Origin of the sequence: Rhodococcus sp. KB6, from assembly GCF_001445685.1 — a bacterium.
Classification (GTDB): domain Bacteria; phylum Actinomycetota; class Actinomycetes; order Mycobacteriales; family Mycobacteriaceae; genus Rhodococcus_F; species Rhodococcus_F qingshengii.
The window spans coordinates 152,745-170,787 of the sequence record NZ_LNAK01000023.1 but is presented as its reverse complement, the minus strand read 5'-3'; the positions used below and the strand labels follow the sequence as shown (position 1 = coordinate 170,787).

General features: G+C 62.8%; 11 protein-coding genes. 4 read left to right on the top strand and 7 right to left on the bottom strand.

What is annotated here, in order from left to right:
- The first annotated feature begins 585 nt into the window (after positions 1-585).
- Positions 586-996, top strand: a complete 411-nt coding sequence (locus ASU23_RS05175; protein ID WP_003945103.1) for a VOC family protein — start codon at positions 586-588, stop codon at positions 994-996.
- 91 nt (positions 997-1,087) lie between these two features.
- Here the strand turns inward: ASU23_RS05175 and ASU23_RS05170 are convergent, their stop codons facing one another.
- Positions 1,088-2,062 (bottom strand): sigma-70 family RNA polymerase sigma factor, encoded by a 975-nt coding sequence (locus tag ASU23_RS05170; protein WP_003945115.1) that lies wholly within the window; start codon positions 2,060-2,062, stop codon positions 1,088-1,090.
- Positions 2,063-2,115: 53 nt separating this feature from the next.
- Positions 2,116-2,847, bottom strand: coding sequence for a GNAT family N-acetyltransferase (locus tag ASU23_RS05165; protein ID WP_058037445.1), 732 nt, complete (start codon positions 2,845-2,847; stop codon positions 2,116-2,118).
- A gap of 215 nt (positions 2,848-3,062) precedes the next feature.
- Here ASU23_RS05165 and ASU23_RS05160 point away from each other — a divergent pair, with 215 nt between their 5' ends.
- Together ASU23_RS05160 and ASU23_RS05155 are read left to right on the top strand one after the other, a co-directional pair.
- Complete coding sequence (locus ASU23_RS05160; protein ID WP_232509030.1) at positions 3,063-3,836, top strand: hypothetical protein; 774 nt, start codon at positions 3,063-3,065, stop codon at positions 3,834-3,836.
- A gap of 542 nt (positions 3,837-4,378) precedes the next feature.
- Positions 4,379-9,862, top strand: coding sequence for a carboxyl transferase domain-containing protein (locus ASU23_RS05155; protein WP_058037455.1), 5,484 nt, complete (start codon positions 4,379-4,381; stop codon positions 9,860-9,862).
- Positions 9,863-9,949: 87 nt separating this feature from the next.
- On the opposite strand, the gene ASU23_RS05150 is transcribed toward ASU23_RS05155, so the two are convergent.
- From ASU23_RS05150 to ASU23_RS05140, 3 genes are read right to left on the bottom strand one after another with little or no spacing between them, the layout of a single operon-like run.
- Positions 9,950-10,231, bottom strand: a complete 282-nt coding sequence (locus ASU23_RS05150; protein WP_030536904.1) for a hypothetical protein — start codon at positions 10,229-10,231, stop codon at positions 9,950-9,952.
- Between the two features lie 11 nt (positions 10,232-10,242).
- Entirely contained in the window at positions 10,243-14,346 is a 4,104-nt protein-coding gene (locus ASU23_RS05145) for a cation-translocating P-type ATPase (protein ID WP_058037444.1), read from the bottom strand.
- Complete coding sequence (locus ASU23_RS05140) at positions 14,346-14,771, bottom strand: hypothetical protein (protein WP_058037443.1); 426 nt, start codon at positions 14,769-14,771, stop codon at positions 14,346-14,348. Before ASU23_RS05140 ends, ASU23_RS05145 begins: the two co-directional genes overlap by 1 nt.
- Positions 14,772-14,954: 183 nt before the next feature.
- On the opposite strand from ASU23_RS05140, the gene ASU23_RS05135 reads away from it, so the two are divergent.
- Complete coding sequence (locus ASU23_RS05135; RefSeq protein ID WP_007732210.1) at positions 14,955-15,902, top strand: aldo/keto reductase; 948 nt, start codon at positions 14,955-14,957, stop codon at positions 15,900-15,902.
- A gap of 2 nt (positions 15,903-15,904) precedes the next feature.
- Here ASU23_RS05135 and ASU23_RS05130 read toward each other — a convergent pair whose 3' ends face one another.
- Positions 15,905-16,675 (bottom strand): hypothetical protein, encoded by a 771-nt coding sequence (locus ASU23_RS05130; RefSeq protein WP_003945109.1) that lies wholly within the window; start codon positions 16,673-16,675, stop codon positions 15,905-15,907.
- Positions 16,676-16,811: 136 nt separating this feature from the next.
- Complete coding sequence (locus tag ASU23_RS05125; protein WP_058037442.1) at positions 16,812-18,023, bottom strand: hypothetical protein; 1,212 nt, start codon at positions 18,021-18,023, stop codon at positions 16,812-16,814.
- Positions 18,024-18,043 lie beyond the last annotated feature (20 nt).

Sequence of the window (18,043 nt, the reverse complement as noted above, 5' to 3'; positions counted from 1 at the left end):
TGTCGGCAACCATTCAGACGGAAGAATGAACAATCACCGACGAAAAATACTCACACCACACACAAACCAACCAAACCCCAAGAGGCGGTTGATCATTCGCGGATGTGAAGTACCAAAAAATATTTGGCACTGACATTCATCGACACACTGTTGAGTTCTCAAAGAACACGCACACACCATCACCACGACCCTATGGCCGCCGCTCCGGGGCAACTTTTCCAGCCTATCCCAACCTGGTCACCGGCGCAAACCGCTGAACATTCGGGGAAGAACTGGAGGTGAAGCACAACCATACACGATGGAAACTACTTCAGATTTTGGTCAGGCACTTCGTACAACCTCGTGTCACTCACCCTCGCAGGTGGGAGTCGGTGTCCGTGTCGCTCTGACCTGGACAAAGTTACGCGAAGATCAACACAACACCAAATCGCCAGGTCAGAGCACTGCAGTCGGTTAACAGGCGATACTTTTCTCGAATTTTTGCTTCTCGCGATGACTTTCTGCGCCCACTGCGGTCTGTATGAGCAGGCACCAACAGGAACCGAAGCGTTCAGTAATCAGTCAACCGAGTTCAAGGAGCACCCAATGTCTCGTCTTCTCTTCGTCAACATGCCGGTCAAGGACGTCGCCGCTACCCGTGCATTCTTCAGTGGCCTCGGCTTCGAGTTCAACGACATGTTCAGTGACGAGAACACTGTCTCGATGATCGTCAGCGATTCCGCCACCGTCATGTTCCTGAACGAACCGCGTTTCGGGGACTTCATCGCCGACGACATCTGTGACACGTCGAAAGCTCGTGAAGCACTGATGTGTGTGTCGGCCGACAGCAGGGAGGAAGTCGACACCTTCGTCGACGCGGCGATTGCTGCCGGCGGCAGCAAGTGGATGGAGCCCCAGGATCACGGCTTCATGTACGGACGCGCGTTCCGCGACCTCGACAATCACGTCTGGGAGGTCATGTGGATGGACCCGGCTGCGACTGTTCCCCAGCAGTAACGCACAGCAACAGCAGTAACGAGCAGTCGCGCGGGTCCCTCCATACCGGAGGGCTCGCGCAACTCCTTGCCCCTACAACTCGGCAGGGCACCTACAGCTCGGCAGGCAATCCGAACCGTGCGAACAGACTCAGATCGAAGAAACACGTCACGTGCGAGATCCCGGACTCGGTGACATCGAGAACGTGCAACTGGAAAGCGCGGTGAACACCATCGGGCTCGCGCATGTAGAGGCCGAACGCCGGCTGACCGTTCGCAGCGGTCGGAAGTAGGCGCATCGCTCCTGGTCCGTCGGCCGGGCATTTGGTTCCGATGAGTTGCCCGATTGCCTCGGGGCCCTGGTACCAACCCTCGAACGGAGGCATCTCCCAGATGGCTTCGCGCGTGAACAGTTCGACGATGGCCTCGACGTCGTAGCTCTCGAAGCTGTGCACGTAGTCGCGAAGCAACTTCCGGGCAGCCTCGGTAGTCGGTTCCACGAGATCGTCCTCGGTGGGTCCGATGTGATTGATCTGCGCGCGAGCCCGCTGCAGCAGGCTGTTTACCGCAGTGGTTGTGGTGTCCAGCGCCTCCGCAACTTCCGACGCCTTCCACTGGAGAACGTCACGTAGAACCAGAACCGCACGTTGGCGCGCGGACAAGTGCTGCAAAGCGGCAACAAGCGCGAGCCTGACCGAATCGCGATTGACGACCATGACGGCCGGATCATTGACGTCGCCCAACGCAGAATCGGCGATCGGTTCCAACCAGGCAATCTCGTTGCGCTCGATCAAATCGTCGGCCGGGTCCGAACTAGGTGCGCCGAGGCCGGTCGGGAGGGGACGCCTCGATCTCCCCTCCAGCGCGGTCAGGCAGGTATTCGTCGCGATGCGGTAGAGCCAGGTCCTGAGAGATGACTGGCCCTTGTAACCGTCGAACCCGCGCCAAGCCCGGATGAACGTCTCCTGGACCTGGTCTTCGGCGTCGTGAATCGACCCCATCATGCGATAGCAGTGCGCCAGCAACTCGCGGCGGTACGGATCGGCAAGAGTGAGGAAATCACTGTCCAACGCCTGATCGACTGTCATTTGTTCAGACTAGTGGCCGAGCGCCCGAAACACAGGCGTCGGCGCGAATTCGATCAGGCAGGCGCCTGCACCGCAGTCAACCTGGATCTCTTCCGGAGAACGAACCCCAGTGATTCGTAGAGTCTGATGGCATTCGTATTCGATTGCACTGCATGGAGAAATGGCAGCTCGCCGCGATCGCGAATCCCGGCAGCGACGGCACGGATCAGCGTCGTACCCAGGCCTCGACCCCGAAAGTCGCTGTCAGTGCACACCGCACTGATTTCCGTCCATCCCGGAGGGTGCAACCGCTCCCCCGCCATGGCAACAAGTCTTCCGTCGACGCGAATGCCGTAGTAACTGCCCATCTCGACGGTACGAGGAAGAAACGGTCCTGGCTTGGTGCGCTCGATCAATGCCAGAATTTCGGGAACGTCGCCCGTTCCGAGAAGTTCGACCGACGGATCAACGGAGACTTCGAGTGCGGATCCGTCCATCTGCACCGAGCCGAACTGATCCACAACGCGCCACCCTTCCGGCGGGCGGTGATCAAATCCTCGCAAACCTACTGTGCCGCCAGGACCTACGAGTGTGAGTAGGTTCTCCCAGTCCTCGGCGTCCAACTCGGGCGGATGACCGACAAACGGCGCGACCGTCGGGTCGTATCGCGCAACTCTCCCTGCCCAGCGAGCGAATTGCGCATGATGTCCGCGAAGTCCTTGTCGCACAGGATCGTCCAGCGGATGGGTGTCGACATCCGTGTCAACTGTCTCGACAAACGACTCCAGGGTCGCCTCCGTGGTCATCGAACCTCTTCCTGCCCTATTTGCCTGTGATGGAGGCGAACGAACCTCCCCGCCCACCTCTATGACAACGCTAGGAACACTTGCTGTCGTAGTCGCCGGATAGAATCAAGATGATTCTGACCTCGACCTGTATTTCCGGCGTCAATCAGGGCTCGATTGCAGATCTGCACCAGGACATTCGTCGCGACGCCTCACCAACCGGAAGGCTATTTGGCATGAGCAACTCCGACCCGATCAGGTCTGCATTCGACCAGTTGCCCCTGAAGGACATGGACGCTGCAACGCTGGTCTTCGCCATCGAGAGCGCCGTCCACGAGCTGGCGATCCCGGGTGAAACCCTACGGCTCGCCATGGAGGTCGCGACCCTTGCGCACCTCGATCAGTTCAGAAAGAACGGGATCAAGTCCGACGAGGATCCCTACATCGTTCATCCCCTACGAAATGTATTGCGGCTGCTTCGGTACGGGTGCTCCGATGTCGAGATCCTGAGCGCAACCGCACTTCACGACACGGTCGAGGACCGACCACACGCCGTCATCGCGCTCCTCGGTGGCCAGACTGCAGACGACATGTCCGCATCCGAAGCGCAGGAACGTGCGTCCACACTCATCGCCTCGCGCTTCGGCCACAGAATCTCCGAACTTGTTGAGGCAGTGACCAATCCAATCGACTACCCACACGACAACACCACCGCCGGATATCAGGATCACGTCATCCGCGCGATAGCAGATCCCGCAGTGTTCCTCGTGAAGTTCAGCGACTTCGTCGACAACGCGGGAAGCGTGAAGTACCTGAACGGGACCGACAGACTGAGACTGGTCACGAAATACGAACCACTCGTGGAGCACTTCAAGCGGACTTCACTTGCTCTCGGCAACGCATTGCACCTCCCTCCCTCAGGACTCGACGCGATCGCAAAGCACATCGCAACCATCGAAGGCGATTTCTCGAATACGGTCCGACCGGACATAAAAAATACTCGCCAGTAGTACCGATCAGTAATAATCGAGCAACCCAGAGAATTCTCCGAATATGCGATTTTGTTACCAGTGAGTATTCACTTTCTTGCCGATTTCATTACCATCGTGATCCGTGTCACAAGTCCGAATTCCATTGCACCGCAATGATTTAACGCCATATGTGTAACCGTGGTTCACGTTGACTAATATTCTTCAATTCGCCCAGGTGACATGAGCGTCGACATACTGCATTCTTAGATAAACCAGGGATTCCCTGGAAGCAGACACAATATGTTGCTGATTCGTGATTGGAGCGGTTCTGAGTCCACGCCTGCAGGGTGGCGCACAAGGCACACAGTGCCTCAGCGCACACAGCGCTTCGGTGCACACAGTGCTTCAGCGCAGGGGACTCGACGAACCGGAAGGGCAATCACTTGCCGACGCGCAACCGGGGGAAACACAGCGCATCGCGGCGTAGTTCACGAACCGGGGAATCCGGGTATGTGGGACACGGTCGGCTCATATCGCAACGTACGTGACGAAGAATCTCATCAAGGACGGTGGCAGTGACAATGTTCAAACGAATCGCAGTGGTCAATCGAGGTGAGGCCGCGGTCCGGCTGATCAGGGCTGTACGCGAACTGAACGCCGAACACGACTACGGCATTCGCGTCATTGCACTGCACACCGAGGCCGAGCGCCGCGCCATGTTCGTCCGCCAGGCCGATGAGGGCGTGACCCTGCGCAGCACCGGCACCGGTAGCCCGTATCTCGACTACGCCGAACTCGAGCGAGCACTGCTCGCAGCCGAGGCCGACGCAGTCTGGGTCGGCTGGGGCTTCGTGGCCGAGGATCCCGCCTTCGCGGAGATCGTCGCGAAACTGGGCATCACGTTCATCGGCCCGAGCGCCGACGCGATGCGCCTGCTCGGCGACAAGGTTGCCGCCAAGATCCTGGCCGAGAAGGTCGGCGTACCGGTCGCCCCGTGGAGCGGCGGACCGGTCGAAACGCGCGCCGACGCTCGTCGTCATGCTCAGTCCATCGGATATCCCCTGATCATCAAGGCCCGAAGCGGCGGCGGCGGACGCGGTATCCGCAAGGTCTGGGCCGAAGACGAACTCGAAGTTGCACTCGAGCGCACGCAGGGCGAAGCAGAGCGGTCCTTCGGCGACCCCGTCGTCTTCCTCGAACGCCTTGTCACCGATGCACGCCACGTCGAGGTACAGGTCATCGCCGACAACCACGGCAATGTCTGGGCTCCGGGCGTTCGCGACTGCTCGATTCAGCGTCGCAACCAGAAGGTCATCGAAGAATCCGCCTCCCCCGTCCTGACCGAAGAACAGTCGGACCACCTCAAGAAGGTGTCCGCCGAACTGGTCAAGGCAGCCGGATACCAGGGCGCAGGCACGGTCGAATACCTCTACCAGCCCGAGAACAAGCTCTTCACGTTCCTCGAGGTCAACACCCGCTTGCAGGTCGAGCACCCGATCACCGAGGTCACCACCGGAATCGACCTCGTCAAACTGCAGATCCTGGTCGCCAGTGGTGACGAATTGGTCGGTGACTGCCCGCCCGCATTCGGCCACGCTGTCGAAGCCCGCCTCAACGCCGAAGACGCCGACAACGATTTCGCGCCGGCACCCGGCACCGTTCAGCTCCTCAAGTTCCCGCTCGGCTCCGGCATCCGGGTCGACACCGGCATCGCTGCCGGGGACGTCATTCCGCCCGACTACGACTCGATGGTCGCGAAGGTCATCGCGTGGGGCCGCAACCGCTCCGAGGCGCTTGCGCGTCTGCGCACTGCCCTTCGTGAAACCACTGTCGTACTCGACGGCGGCACTACAACCAAGTCGTTCCTCCTCGATCTACTCGATCGCGACGAGGTCATCTCGGCATCCGCGGATACCGGCTGGCTCGACCGCACGGGCGCCCTCACCGGCACCACTCGCCGCGCGGACGTCGCGCTGATCGCCACCGCCATCGATGCTTACGACGCCGAGGAGTCCCTCGAGCGTGCGGCCTTCCTCGCCTCGGCACGTGGCGGCCGCCCACGCGCCAATCACGCGATCGGCCGTACCGTCGAGCTCAACTACCAAGGTCAGGCATACAAACTGACCGTCGGTCGTATCGGCCCGCACCGCTACCGCGTCGACGGAGACGCCGGAGACATCGAGGTCGACGTCGATCGTCTCGGTGACTTCGAGTCACGGCTGGTGATCGGTGATCGCCGCTTCCACGTCGTTTCCGTCGTGAGCCCGGCTCGCTATCTCGTCGAGGTCGACGGCATCAGCCACCAGATCAGCCAGGACGACGCCGGCGTAGTCCGCGCGCCGGCTCCCGCCGTAGTGGTAGCAGTACCGGTCGCGGTCGGCGACGACGTCGAAGCCGGATCCACTCTGGTCGTGCTCGAATCCATGAAGATGGAGACCGCGGTTCGCGCTCCGTATGCGGGCAAAGTGCGTGAGGTTCTCGCTACCGTCAACTCCCAGGTCGATGCCGGCGCACCGCTCCTGCGCGTCGACCAGGTCAGTGAGGAAGCTGTCACGGAGAAGGCTCCGCGAGTCCAATTCGATCTTCCCGCAGCAACTTCCGGGTCCGATACCCGCGCAGATGCATTGGCACAGCTGGAAGCACTGACCGCGATGATCAGTGGCTACGACGTCAGCGGCAAGCACGCAAACGCTGTTCTGGCCGAATACGACGCACTTCGCAGCGCACTCGAATCCGAGGACCGCGAACTGGTCCAGGCAGAACTGGCTGTGCTGACCACCTTCGCCGACATCTGCGAACTCTCGCGCAACAAGCCCACCTCGGGCGAGTCCGCGAAGGACGAATCCGTCCACAGCCCCCGCGAGCACTTCCACACCTTCCTGCACTCACTCGACTCCGAGCGCGAAGGTTTGCCGGCGTCGTTCCGCACGAGACTCGAACGGGCACTTCGCCACTACGACGTCACCGATCTGGAAGATCGCCAGGCCGTCGAGGAAGCGGTGTACCGACTCTTCCTGGCTCTGCAGCGCATGGAAGCCCAGATCCCGGTCATTGCAGCACTTCTCGAAGGCTGGCTCGTCGGCGACAAGGCTCCCGGTTGCTCGGCGCAGGAGCTCAACGAGGTTCTCGATCGACTCATCGTCGCGACGCAGGTCCGCTACCCCGTCATCGGCGACGTCGCCCGCAACCTTCGCTTCCGGTTCTTCGACGAGCCGCGCATCCGCAAAGTTCGCGAAGACGTCTACGACGGAGTACGCGGCAACCTCGCCTACCTCGAAGAGCAGCCGGACGCTGCCGATTTCGACGAGCGAATCGCCAACCTCGTCGCCACTCCCGAACCGCTCCTGGACCTGTTGGGTCGAAAGATCGGCCTTGGCAACCGCGATGGCGGCCCTCTGCTCGAGGTCATCACGCGTCGCTACTACAAGATTCACTCCTTCGAAGACGTCCGCGTTTTCGAGCACGTCGACCGCCGTTTCGTGACCGGTAACTTCGACCTCAAGGGCGACGGGCTACATCTGGTCTCGACGGTGGCCGAATTCGACGCTCTCGGAACGGCTCTCGACGATGTCGCAACAATCGCGCAGGATGCTCCATCCGGTCGCGGCCTGGTAGTCGACATCTACCTCGACTGGCCGAATCAGCCCGCCGACGGCGACACGCTCGTCGAGACGCTGCGCACCGAACTCTCGCGCAACGAGACGATCACCCGGTCCCGCCGCGCGACTGTGATCATCTGCAATCCGAATGGGGAGCCGGTTCGCTGGGTCACCTTCCGCCCGATCGACGGTGAACTGGTCGAGGACAACATCATCCGCGACATGCATCCGCTCACGGGTCAGCGTCTGGACATGTGGCGTCTGAAGAACTTCAACGGCAAGCGTCTGCCGGCTCCGGAGAACACCTACCTGTTCCACCTCTCCGCCAAGGAGAACCCGAAGGACGAGCGCCTGATCGCTCTCGCGGAAATCCGTGACGTGACACCGCAGCTCGACGACGAAGGCCAGATGGTTGCGCTTCCGGCCATCGAGCGCACACTTGCCGCGTGCCTCGACGGCATCCGCCGTGCGCAGTCCCAGCGCGGAGACAAGCGTCGACTGGCAGCCAACCGCGTCGTGCTGTACGTGTGGCCGGTCGCCGACGTTCCCAGCGAACGCTTCTCCGTGATCGCTCAGAACGCAGCCCGACTGACCGTCGGCGCCGGGCTAGAAGAGATCACACTCATCACCCGCCTGAAGGACCGAAAGGGCGGCGCGCCCAAGGAAGTTGCGCTGCGATTCTCCTACCGCGCAGGTGCCGGTGTGGTCATCAACAAGACCACGCCTCCCACTGAACCGCTGCTCCCCCTCGACGCGTACGCCCAGAAGGTCCAGAGTTCGCGGGCACGCGGCACGGTGTACCCGTACGAGCTGATTCCGCTCCTGACCGGCACCAAGGGCACCTTCGTCGAGCACGACTTCGACGAAGCGGGCGTCCTCTCACCTGTCGAGCGTCCGTACGGGCTCAACAAGGCCGGCATCGTCGTCGGCCTCGTGAACACTCCGACGCCGCGCTATCCCGAGGGAATGACCCGTGTCGCGCTCTTCGGTGACCCCACCAAGGCGCTCGGTACCGTGGCCGAGGCCGAATGCTCACGCGTGGTCGCTGCCATCGACCTGGCCGAGAAGTTGAACGCCCCGGTCGAGTGGTTTGCACTGTCCTCGGGTGCCACCATCTCGATGGAGAGCGGCACCGAGAACATGGACTGGGTCTCCCGTGGCCTGCGCCGGATCATCACCTTCACCCAGAACGGCGGTGAAATCAATATCGTCGTCACGGGAATCAACGTCGGCGCTCAGCCCTACTGGAACGCCGAAGCCACCATGTTGATGCACACCAAGGGCATTCTGGTGATGACCCCGGACAGCGCGATGGTGCTGACCGGCAAGCAGTCTCTCGACTACTCCGGTGGTGTGTCGGCCGAGGACAACTTCGGTATCGGTGGTTACGACCGCGTCATGGGCCCCAACGGCCAGGCACAGTATTGGGCCCCCGACCTCACTGCGGCGTGCGAGATCCTGTTCCGTCACTACGCACACTCGTACCTCGCTCCCGGCGAACGGTTCCCGCGCCGCGCAGCGACGACGGACCCTGTCGATCGCGACGTGCGTAGCTTCCCGCACACCCACCCGTCGAGCGACTTCGAGACGGTCGGCGACATCTTCTCCTCGGCGAAGAACCCGGATCGCAAGAAGCCCTTCGACATTCGCACCGTGATGCGTTCGGTGGTCGACCAGGACCACTCTGTTCTCGAGCGTTGGGCCGACATGGCCGGCGCCGACACGTCGGTCGTTCTGGACGCGCACCTCGCCGGACATCCGGTCACAGTGGTGGGCATCGAATCCCGCGCGATCCCACGTAAGGGGCACTTCCCCGCCGACGGTCCCGACACCTGGACGTCGGGAACGCTGTTCCCGAACTCGTCGAAGAAGACTGCTCGCGCGATCAATGCTGCGAGCGGCAACCGTCCGATCGTGGTGCTGGCCAACCTGTCCGGCTTCGACGGTTCCCCGGAGTCGCTGCGCAACATCCAGCTCGAGTACGGCGCCGAGATCGGCCGCGCCATCGTCAACTTCGACGGACCGATCGTGTTCTGCGTCGTCTCCCGCTACCACGGCGGCGCGTTCGTCGTGTTCTCCGGTGCGCTCAACGACAACATGGAAGTTCTTGCTGTCGAAGGCTCGTTCGCGTCGGTACTCGGCGGCGCCCCCGCCGCCGCAGTGGTCTTCACCCGTGAGGTGAACACCCGCACCAACAACGACCCGAAGGTGCAGCAACTGGAGGCAGACTTGGCAGCAGCCAAGGATGACACGGAGAAAGCACATCTGCGCGTAGAACTGAACGCTCAGCGCATCGCCGTCCGCTCCGACAAGCTCGGCGAAGTGGCATCCGAATTCGAAGCGATCCACAACATCCAGCGGGCCCGAGAGGTCGGCTCGGTGGATGAGATCGTCCCTGCCGCAGAACTGCGTCCGCAGATCATCGCAGCAGTCGAACGCGGCATGAAGCGCGCACTCGCGCAGTAAGTTTCTCCGCACGTCGAGCGGTCCCGCGAAATGCGGGGCCGCTCGATTTGTGTCCAGGCCTCGATTTGTGTCCAGGCAGCGCCTGCGTCAGACCCCCTCGAGCGCCTCTCCGATCTCTTCGAGGACGTGATTGTGCTGCTCTGTTGCGAGCAGATGCCCCGCTGCAATGGTGACTGCCACGGGCCACTCGATGATCTCGAAGGCGACCATCAGTCCCATCACCGCAAAGTAGGCGATCTGCTCGGGTCTCGGAACAGGGATGGCACCGACGATCGGTAGCTCCAACTCGAAGCTCCGTGCCGAACGGACGGATTCGACTACCGCGCGGTGATCGACGGGGTTCGTGTGGTCGACGGTGTTCTGGGACATGTCACGATTCCTCAGGATTCATCTCGGGTCGCCCGGGAGTTCGGCGACGTGTCACTTCCAGCAGCGACGCTCACAAGCGTGTCTGATTCACCGGTTTCCGCTTCTTTGATTTCCACGTCGCTGATTTCCACGCTGTCGCGAGCGCTGACTCCCCCGGTTCGGGAGGTGTACGCAGTGCTCGTTCGCGTCGGGATCTTGCGAATCGTCGACTGACCGTTCGCGTTCTCCTCAGTTGCGGCAATCCGCTCCAACACCCGCGGAGCCAGCGCCGCGAGCAGCGTCGCCGCCGACGCGCAGCCCACCGCTTGGCCCCAGGCGATGGGACCGAGCGGCGTGCAACCGAGAAATTGGCTCACCACGGGTGTGCTGACGAGCGTCGCCAGCGCCGCAGCGGATCCGGCAACGGTTGCGACCACCAGCGGACTGCGTGATTCGAGCAGCGTCTGCCCCAGTTGGGTGCCCACCAGGGCAACCAACGCCACCGTCGACGCTCGCCGCCTCCTACCGCTCGCCCGGGCCAGAAGCCACGCTGCCAGCGCACCGATTGCCGTGGCACCGCCGCGGACAGCGATCGTCTGCCACAACGCATGAGCGTCCATCTGTTCGGACTTCTCGGATCCGTTCTCGGACGGGGTGCTCACCGCAAGCGCGGCAGCGGGCAAGGCGTCCGTCATCAGATTGACCAGTAGCAACTGCCTTGCGTTGAGCGGTGATTCGCCGGACAACGCAGAACCGATCAGCGCGAATGCGACTTCACCCGCGTTGCCTCCGAGCAAAACCCCTACCGCTGATCTGACCCGCCGCCACAATTGACTGCCCTCGTCCAATGCGTCGGTCAGTCCGCCGACACGGCCGTCGAGGAGCACGATGTCTGCGGCGCCGCGCGCCGGATCACTGTCGGTCGACGCCACCCCGATTCCCACGCTGGAAACTCGGATCGCCGCAGCATCGTTCGCGCCGTCACCGACCATGGCGCACACCCGCCCGTCGGTCTCCAACGCTTGCACGATCTCGACCTTCTGCTCGGGTGTCACGCGCGCAAAGACGCTGCTGCCGCGGACCGCATCCCGTCTTTCGGCGCGAGAGAAGTTCTCCCAGTCAGGACCGGTGACAACATCCTCGCGTGCGACGTCCAACCCCAGTTCGGTGGCGACCGCGGCCGCTGTTGTCGGATGATCCCCGGTCAGCACGCGCACTTGCCGTCCGTCGCCTCGAAGTTCTCGAACAAGTTGCGTTGCTTCGGGTCTGAGCGTGTCCGAGAGTCCGAGAAGGCCGACCGCTTCCAACCCCTCGGAGCAACACTGTTCGAGAAATTGCGAGTCTTCGCCTGCGCGTCGCGCGTCGTGTTCCGACAACTCGCGCTGGGCGACGGCAACCACCCGCAGTCCGCGTCCGGCCATGCTTTGAACGTGCTTCGCCGACACAGCATTCGGATCTCGTCCTGCTTCGGTCACGAATTCCGGCGAACCTTTGAGTGCGATCCGCCTGCCGAGCAAAGCTGCCGAGTACGGCCGCCCCGACCTGAACGGAACGAGGTTGTTCGCCTCGACGTCACCGAAAACCGAAGCATCGTCCAGAGCTTGCTGGGCTGCATCGACGACGGCGGCATCCGTCGAATGAAACACGCGATCGTCGCGACTTCCCAGGGCACTGCGCGCCGCAACTTCCAGAATCTCGCTTTCGTCCCAGCCGTCGACGCGTTCGACCGCGGCCACCCGTAGCTTGTTCTCGCTGAGGGTTCCGGTCTTGTCGAAGCAGACCACGTCGACACGACCGAGCGCTTCTATCGATCGTGGCGCACGAACCAACACTCCTGCTGCAGTGAGCCTTCGCGCTGCGGCCTGCTGAGCTAGAGTGGCAACCAGAGGCAGCCCCTCCGGCACGGCAGCCACAGCTACGGCCACACCTCCGGTGACGGCGCGGCGCAGACCGGTACCACGAAGCAGACCCGCGACTGTCACCAACGCCCCACCGCCGATACTGGCCGGCAGGGTCGCCCTCGTGAGTTCGCGAAGTCTGTTGGTCAGGCCCACAGCAGGTCCGGATCGGGACACACCGACATCGGCACGCCTGGTCACCGTTCGGGCTCCGAGGGCCGTGACCACGCCACGACCGGATCCGGCAAGCACTGTTGTCCCTGCGTAGGCCATGCACCGTCGCTCGGCCAGTGGCATCCCAGGGGTCGGGTCGGTCTGCTTGTCGACGGGCAGGGACTCTCCCGTCAACGACGACTCGTCGACTTCCAGCGATTCGACGCTCAACAGGCGACAATCTGCGGGCACGATGTCCCCGGACTCGATTGCCACGACGTCACCGAGTTCGAGCGCGTCGGCCGCTGTCTCGACCGTGCCGTCGTTGGTTACTCGCCGAGCTACCGGTTCCTGAGTCCGCAAGAGCCGCTGCACCGCCCGCTCCGAATGAAGCCGTTGAACAGCGGACATCGCAGCATTGCCGACCAAGACCGAGCCGACCAGGACGGCGTCTACCGGTGAACCGAGGACTGCACTGGCAGCGGAGCCGGTCGCCAACACAGGCGTCAGTGGATCCGCCAATTCTGTTCGCAACGCCGACAATCCGTCACGGATCAACCTGAACCGTGCGGGCGCTCGCACACGAGCTTCCGCACGGTGCGGTGTATGTCGGATGGATTCGGATAGTTCGCGAACGACAGCATCACCGTCCATTTCATGCCAGGTATCGCTCGGAGTACCGACAGGGACGGGCGCTTGAATCACAGATCGGGACAAGGTGTATCCGGTCCACAGTCCCGCGGCCGAACCAGCTGTGATCGGCCCCGGCCCAGCCCCTCGAACTCCCGGAAGCATGATCAAGGCACCCAATGCCGAAGAACCTGAGGAGAGTTCGACACCGCGCCTCGTCGCTGTTCGAGCAGCCGGGAGCGCATGGACAACCCGCCACGCCCCGGCCAAGTCGGTGTGGATGTCGGCACTCACGTGCTCGCCACTCGGTGGTGAAATCCCGATGCGTAGCACTGCCTGTCCCGATATCGCCCTACTCGACACGATCGCAACTGTCCGACCCTCGGCCACCAACGCCGAGAGAGCCTCGCGCAGGCCGGCTTCGGCAGTCGATTGCGCCGGATAGAGCTCGTCGAATCCACTTCGCAGTGATCCGAGCCCGTCGTCGTCGATCGTGACGGCTGCGACCCCGCTCGCGCGTATTTCGCCTATCAGTGATTCCGCCAACCCTTTTCGCACCGGTCTTACGACAACTTCGGCGCCGTCGATGCGGTGTCTTCCGACCGGGAGCGAGCCGGCGTCAAGCGCTTCCCTGGCATGTGCCCACACCACGACGCGGTCCGACTCGGACACCTCTCGTATGTCGGAAACCCGGAGCGCGTCGTCGAAAAGGACACTCGGATCGACGAGGACGGTATCGACACGATCGAGCATGCGTAGAGCCGCGGGGTCCGAAACGGCGACGTGGTGCGTCCGCCACAGACCGTATGACAAACCAGCAGCGAATGATTCGCGCGACATCCGAAGCGGTCGCGGCGCCGAAACCTTGATACTCGTCGCGACGGTGTCACCGCCGGCAGAGACGGTAGCCAGTGCAGCTCCGGCCGCCAGCTGAACCCCAGCGATCCTGTCTGCGTAACGCTCACCTGAGCCACTCGGTTCAGGCCTCGTGGAAGCACCGCGACCGCCAGGTTCGAATGACCACACCCGCCGAGAGTGTCGCGCCGCCAGAGTTTCGCGTAGCAGCATCGTCCGCAGCCCGAAATCCACGCCCAATGACGCAGGCGCATAGGTCAGAACGTCCGCGAACGACGTCGCCGACTCCAATGCGAAGTCGGTGAGCGAACGGCCAAGGCGCTGTTCGATTCGCCGACGCACCCGGGGTTGATAATTGATCGCCGACGCGGCCGCCGAGACATAGGCGGAACCTGGGATTCGCGGGGCACCGAATATCGATCCCGCTGCTGCAGGAATCATCCCCACACCCGCCAACGCGAGGGTGCCGGTCCGCAACGCCACGTCACTGACAGCGGTTCGCGGAATCGTCGAACCGCCCACCAACGCGAGTCCCGACAACGCCAGGCGCGGCGGCAAAGTTGCCACCGACACCGCACGCCGGGCCATCGCTGAGAACATCAGTGAGTGGATCGAGTGTGCGAAGAACTGTGAGTTCGATCCTGTGACCGGCCGGCCGCCTTGTGGGAGTTTCCGCTCGATTCCTTCTTTACCTGTTCCGGCTTGCTCGTGCGGCCAACCGCCTTGACCTGGCGATCCGGCCGACCGCTCTTGCGATCCCATTCGTGGAGTACCAGGGCCGTGCCGCCGACTGCCAAGAGCACCGGCCATTCCACCAATCCCGCCGCACCCACGGCCGCCATCGTGAGAACCGCCGTCGGCGTCGAGGAACTACCCGCACGAATTCCGTCTCGGACACCCTCCGCCGATCCACGTATCCCGCCCGTCACTCCACCGAGCACTCCACCGCCGACGGCTCCGGCCACCGTCGTCGTTGCGTCTGCCACACCACGAACGACGCGGGTGGCTTCGTCCACAATCATCATCGGACGCTCCTATCAGCAGTCCATCGAAGAATTCAGTATTTGAGGCCATACCCAACACCGACGGCGGCAATCACGATCCGATACATTTTTCGGCGAACCTGGCGAGGGCGCGCCATCGCCAGCGCCGTGAGAGGGTACGGTGCGGGATGCAGCGACCACCTTCATCGACGGGAGTTCCACACAGTGGCGATCATCGGAAATTCGGATCTCGACATCTTCCGACTCAGCTTGGGCGGCAACCCTTTCGGATGGACCGCGGACGAGAAGACGTCCTTCGAGATCCTCGACTCGTTCGCCGAAGCCGGTGCAAATTTCATCGACACCTCCGACTCGTACACGGCGTCGGCTCCCGGCAATTCCGGTGGGGAATCCGAAACGATCATCGGGAAATGGATCACCGATCGGGGACTGCAGAACGACATCGTCGTCGCCACCAAGGTGGGTAGCCATCCCGATTTCAAGGGCCTGAAGGCCGACAACATCGCGGCCGCAGCTGAGGCGTCGCTGCAGCGCCTGCAGACGGACTGCATCGATCTGTACTACGCGCATTTCGACGACCCACAGACTCCGCTCGAGGAAACTCTCGAAGCCTTCAATGCGTTGGTCGTCGCGGGCAAGGTTCGCTATCTCGGAATCTCCAACTACAGCCCCGATCGCGTCCGGGAGTGGCTGCGGATCACCGAAGAGAACGGTTACGCCGCGCCGATCGCCCTGCAACCGCACTACAACCTGGTTCACCGCAAGTCGTACGAACCCGAACTTGCCCAGATCGCCACCGACAACAACATCAGCGTCTTCCCGTACTTCGCTCTCGCTTCCGGCTTCCTGACCGGAAAATACAAGACCCGCGCGGATATCGAAGGCAGCTCCCGCGAACGACTGACCGCCGGATACTTCAGCGACGCCGGACTCGACGTCGTCGCGGAACTGGCGACAATCGCGCAGGCACACGACAGCGAGATCTCGACCGTCGCGCTGGCCTGGCTGCTGACTCGACCGGGCATCACCGCACCGATCGCGAGCGTCAGCCGGCCCGAGCAGCTCCCGGCGCTACTGGACGCCCCGAATCTGGTTCTCTCGTCGAACGAACTGGACACTCTCGAACGGGTGTCGGCGGCAGTCGGAGCCTGAGATCAGGCAGTTTTGAGATGAGCGCCGAGGGCCGTGTTGTTGATCGTCCAGAACGACCAACCGTCATGGCTCTCGGTGTCGCCTGAGATGTGACCGGTGACAGCATTTGCGGCCGCGGTCGGATCTGGGAATCGGCGGCCTTCCATCGGTCCACGCATGATCTCGACGACCTCGGTGGTTTCGTCGAAGCGCCCGACCCAGCGATATCCGTGGCAATCGGCTGTCATCTCAAGGCGATTGTCGACGACTTCGATCTCCTCGACACCGCTGGCGCGACGCTTCTTCGCGGCGACCGGCGACGTCTTACGCTTGGTCGCAACCGGGGTCTCGACGTAAATGCTCGGATCCTTGACCGCGGCTAAGCCCAGCGCATCCCAACGATCGTGACCGTGCACGACGCGCCCACGCGGAATCGCGTGATGGCCGGTGCGATTGCGTCCGGGGCTGTCCATGATCCACAGGTCGACCTCGGCGCGGATGTCGTCGGCGACCTCGTTGGAGGGCAACATGTAGAACTCGTGCGGATCTGCTGCCAGGTCGACGAACACCCAGAACTCGGAGCGGGTGTCGTCACTCTCGAGCGACTCGTCCTGACGCCTGGCCTGCCAGTCACCGTCGAGCTTGGACCGCACGCGGACGATTCGGCTGACACCGTCAGCGCCCGTCACCTCGACGGGATTACGACGTGAGTGCGTGAGACGGACAGCCTTGCCCCCACGCTGCGTAGCTTCGGAAATGAACGCATTGATGCCGCGGCTTGCGGTGTCTTCCATGATCGACCTGTCTCGAGCGGGTACGCCCGCATCACCGGATCGGCATCGGGGTCGAGCATTGAGCGAAATCCCGGCCTTTACTTCGATCGTGTGGCCGGTCAGTACCCCCGACCTTACAGCTCCGGCGACGGCCTGACTACGGCGCCCGACGCTCGTTCCCAGAGGTCAGCAGTGCAATGTCCCCGTAAAGCGCCGCCCGGTGAGCGAACATCAGCTCTTCCACACCGTCGAATTGATCCCCGACGTAGTGCGTGTTTGCAGCCGAAAGTTCACGTGAGCCGGAGCGCGCAAGTAGGTCGTCGATCCGGCTGTCGAGGCTCGCTGCATGCGCAACCGCGCGCTGCGAACTCAACTGATCCTCGGCCCGTGCGACCAGGTCACCGATCCGCGCGAGGGCCGCCACGCGCTCGACCAGCTGGTCCCAGACCGCGCCGAGCGCTTCCCTGCGCGAAGCGATTCCGGCTCGGGTTCCCTCGTCGCGTGCCAGTGCAGCCGCGTCGTCCAACTCCGCAAGAATCGAACGCAGCGCGACGGTGTCGACCGCGATCTGGGTGATCTCGTCGGCCAGGTCGAGTTGGTTACGTTGAATGACGAAGTGGTCGGAATGCCACGCGCTGGAGCTTTCGATCCGGTCGAACAGATTCCCGGCGAGGTAAAGCAAGGCGTCGTACTCACCGGCGCGTCCCTCGGGTTCTGAATCGACCAGTCCGTCGAGGACTTCCGCGATGCGCCTTCCGGCATCGGCGATGACACCGGTTCCCTGGACCTTCCCGAACTGGGCGGCGAGTTTGTCGAGTGCTGCGTTTCCACTGCTGGCCACGACACCGAGCCCCACCGGCAGCTTCGCTGGAACCGGCGTACGGGTGAGCCCGGCAAAGAGAGCCTCGCGTTGCTCGACGTCGAGATGCAGGCCGTCGCGCCGGTCCTTGCGGATGGCACGGACGCTGCTCGCGAAGTGACGATTGGAATGCACGATCGCCGACCGCATCGACTGAACGCGCTTCTCGAGCGCCTGCACCCGTCGTTCGAGGACAACCTGAACAGGGCCGATGCGAGTCGCGAGCAGTCGACGTCTGGTGCGGGCCAGCTCGTCGGTGAGATACCGCAACTCCGAGAAGCCGCCGATCTCCGGGAACGAACGTCCGACACTGCGCCGGTTCGCCAGGATCGACCGCGTCGACTCGTCCGCATAGCCGCCGGCGATCAGCAGCGCGACATCATCGGACAACTCCGGCCGGTTCGACTCGACTGTCCCCGCCGCACACCACTCCCTCACTCGGGTGGAGATGAGCGTTCGCCGTTCGGTCACCGACGCCACGACAAAGACGTCATCAGTTCCGTCTGCCATCTCACGCCTCCTTGTGGTCG

Excerpts from the sequence above, each read along its gene's own strand:
- ASU23_RS05175 (WP_003945103.1), top strand. The coding sequence starts at position 586 with ATGTCTCGTCTTCTCTTCGTCAACATGCCGGTCAAGGACGTCGCCGCT.
- ASU23_RS05170 (WP_003945115.1), bottom strand. The coding sequence starts at position 2,062 with ATGACAGTCGATCAGGCGTTGGACAGTGATTTCCTCACTCTTGCCGAT.
- ASU23_RS05165 (WP_058037445.1), bottom strand. The coding sequence starts at position 2,847 with ATGACCACGGAGGCGACCCTGGAGTCGTTTGTCGAGACAGTTGACACG.
- ASU23_RS05160 (WP_232509030.1), top strand. The coding sequence starts at position 3,063 with ATGAGCAACTCCGACCCGATCAGGTCTGCATTCGACCAGTTGCCCCTG.
- ASU23_RS05155 (WP_058037455.1), top strand. The coding sequence starts at position 4,379 with ATGTTCAAACGAATCGCAGTGGTCAATCGAGGTGAGGCCGCGGTCCGG.
- ASU23_RS05150 (WP_030536904.1), bottom strand. The coding sequence starts at position 10,231 with ATGTCCCAGAACACCGTCGACCACACGAACCCCGTCGATCACCGCGCG.
- ASU23_RS05145 (WP_058037444.1), bottom strand. The coding sequence starts at position 14,346 with ATGTTCTCAGCGATGGCCCGGCGTGCGGTGTCGGTGGCAACTTTGCCG.
- ASU23_RS05140 (WP_058037443.1), bottom strand. The coding sequence starts at position 14,771 with ATGATGATTGTGGACGAAGCCACCCGCGTCGTTCGTGGTGTGGCAGAC.
- ASU23_RS05130 (WP_003945109.1), bottom strand. The coding sequence starts at position 16,675 with ATGGAAGACACCGCAAGCCGCGGCATCAATGCGTTCATTTCCGAAGCT.
- ASU23_RS05125 (WP_058037442.1), bottom strand. The coding sequence starts at position 18,023 with ATGGCAGACGGAACTGATGACGTCTTTGTCGTGGCGTCGGTGACCGAA.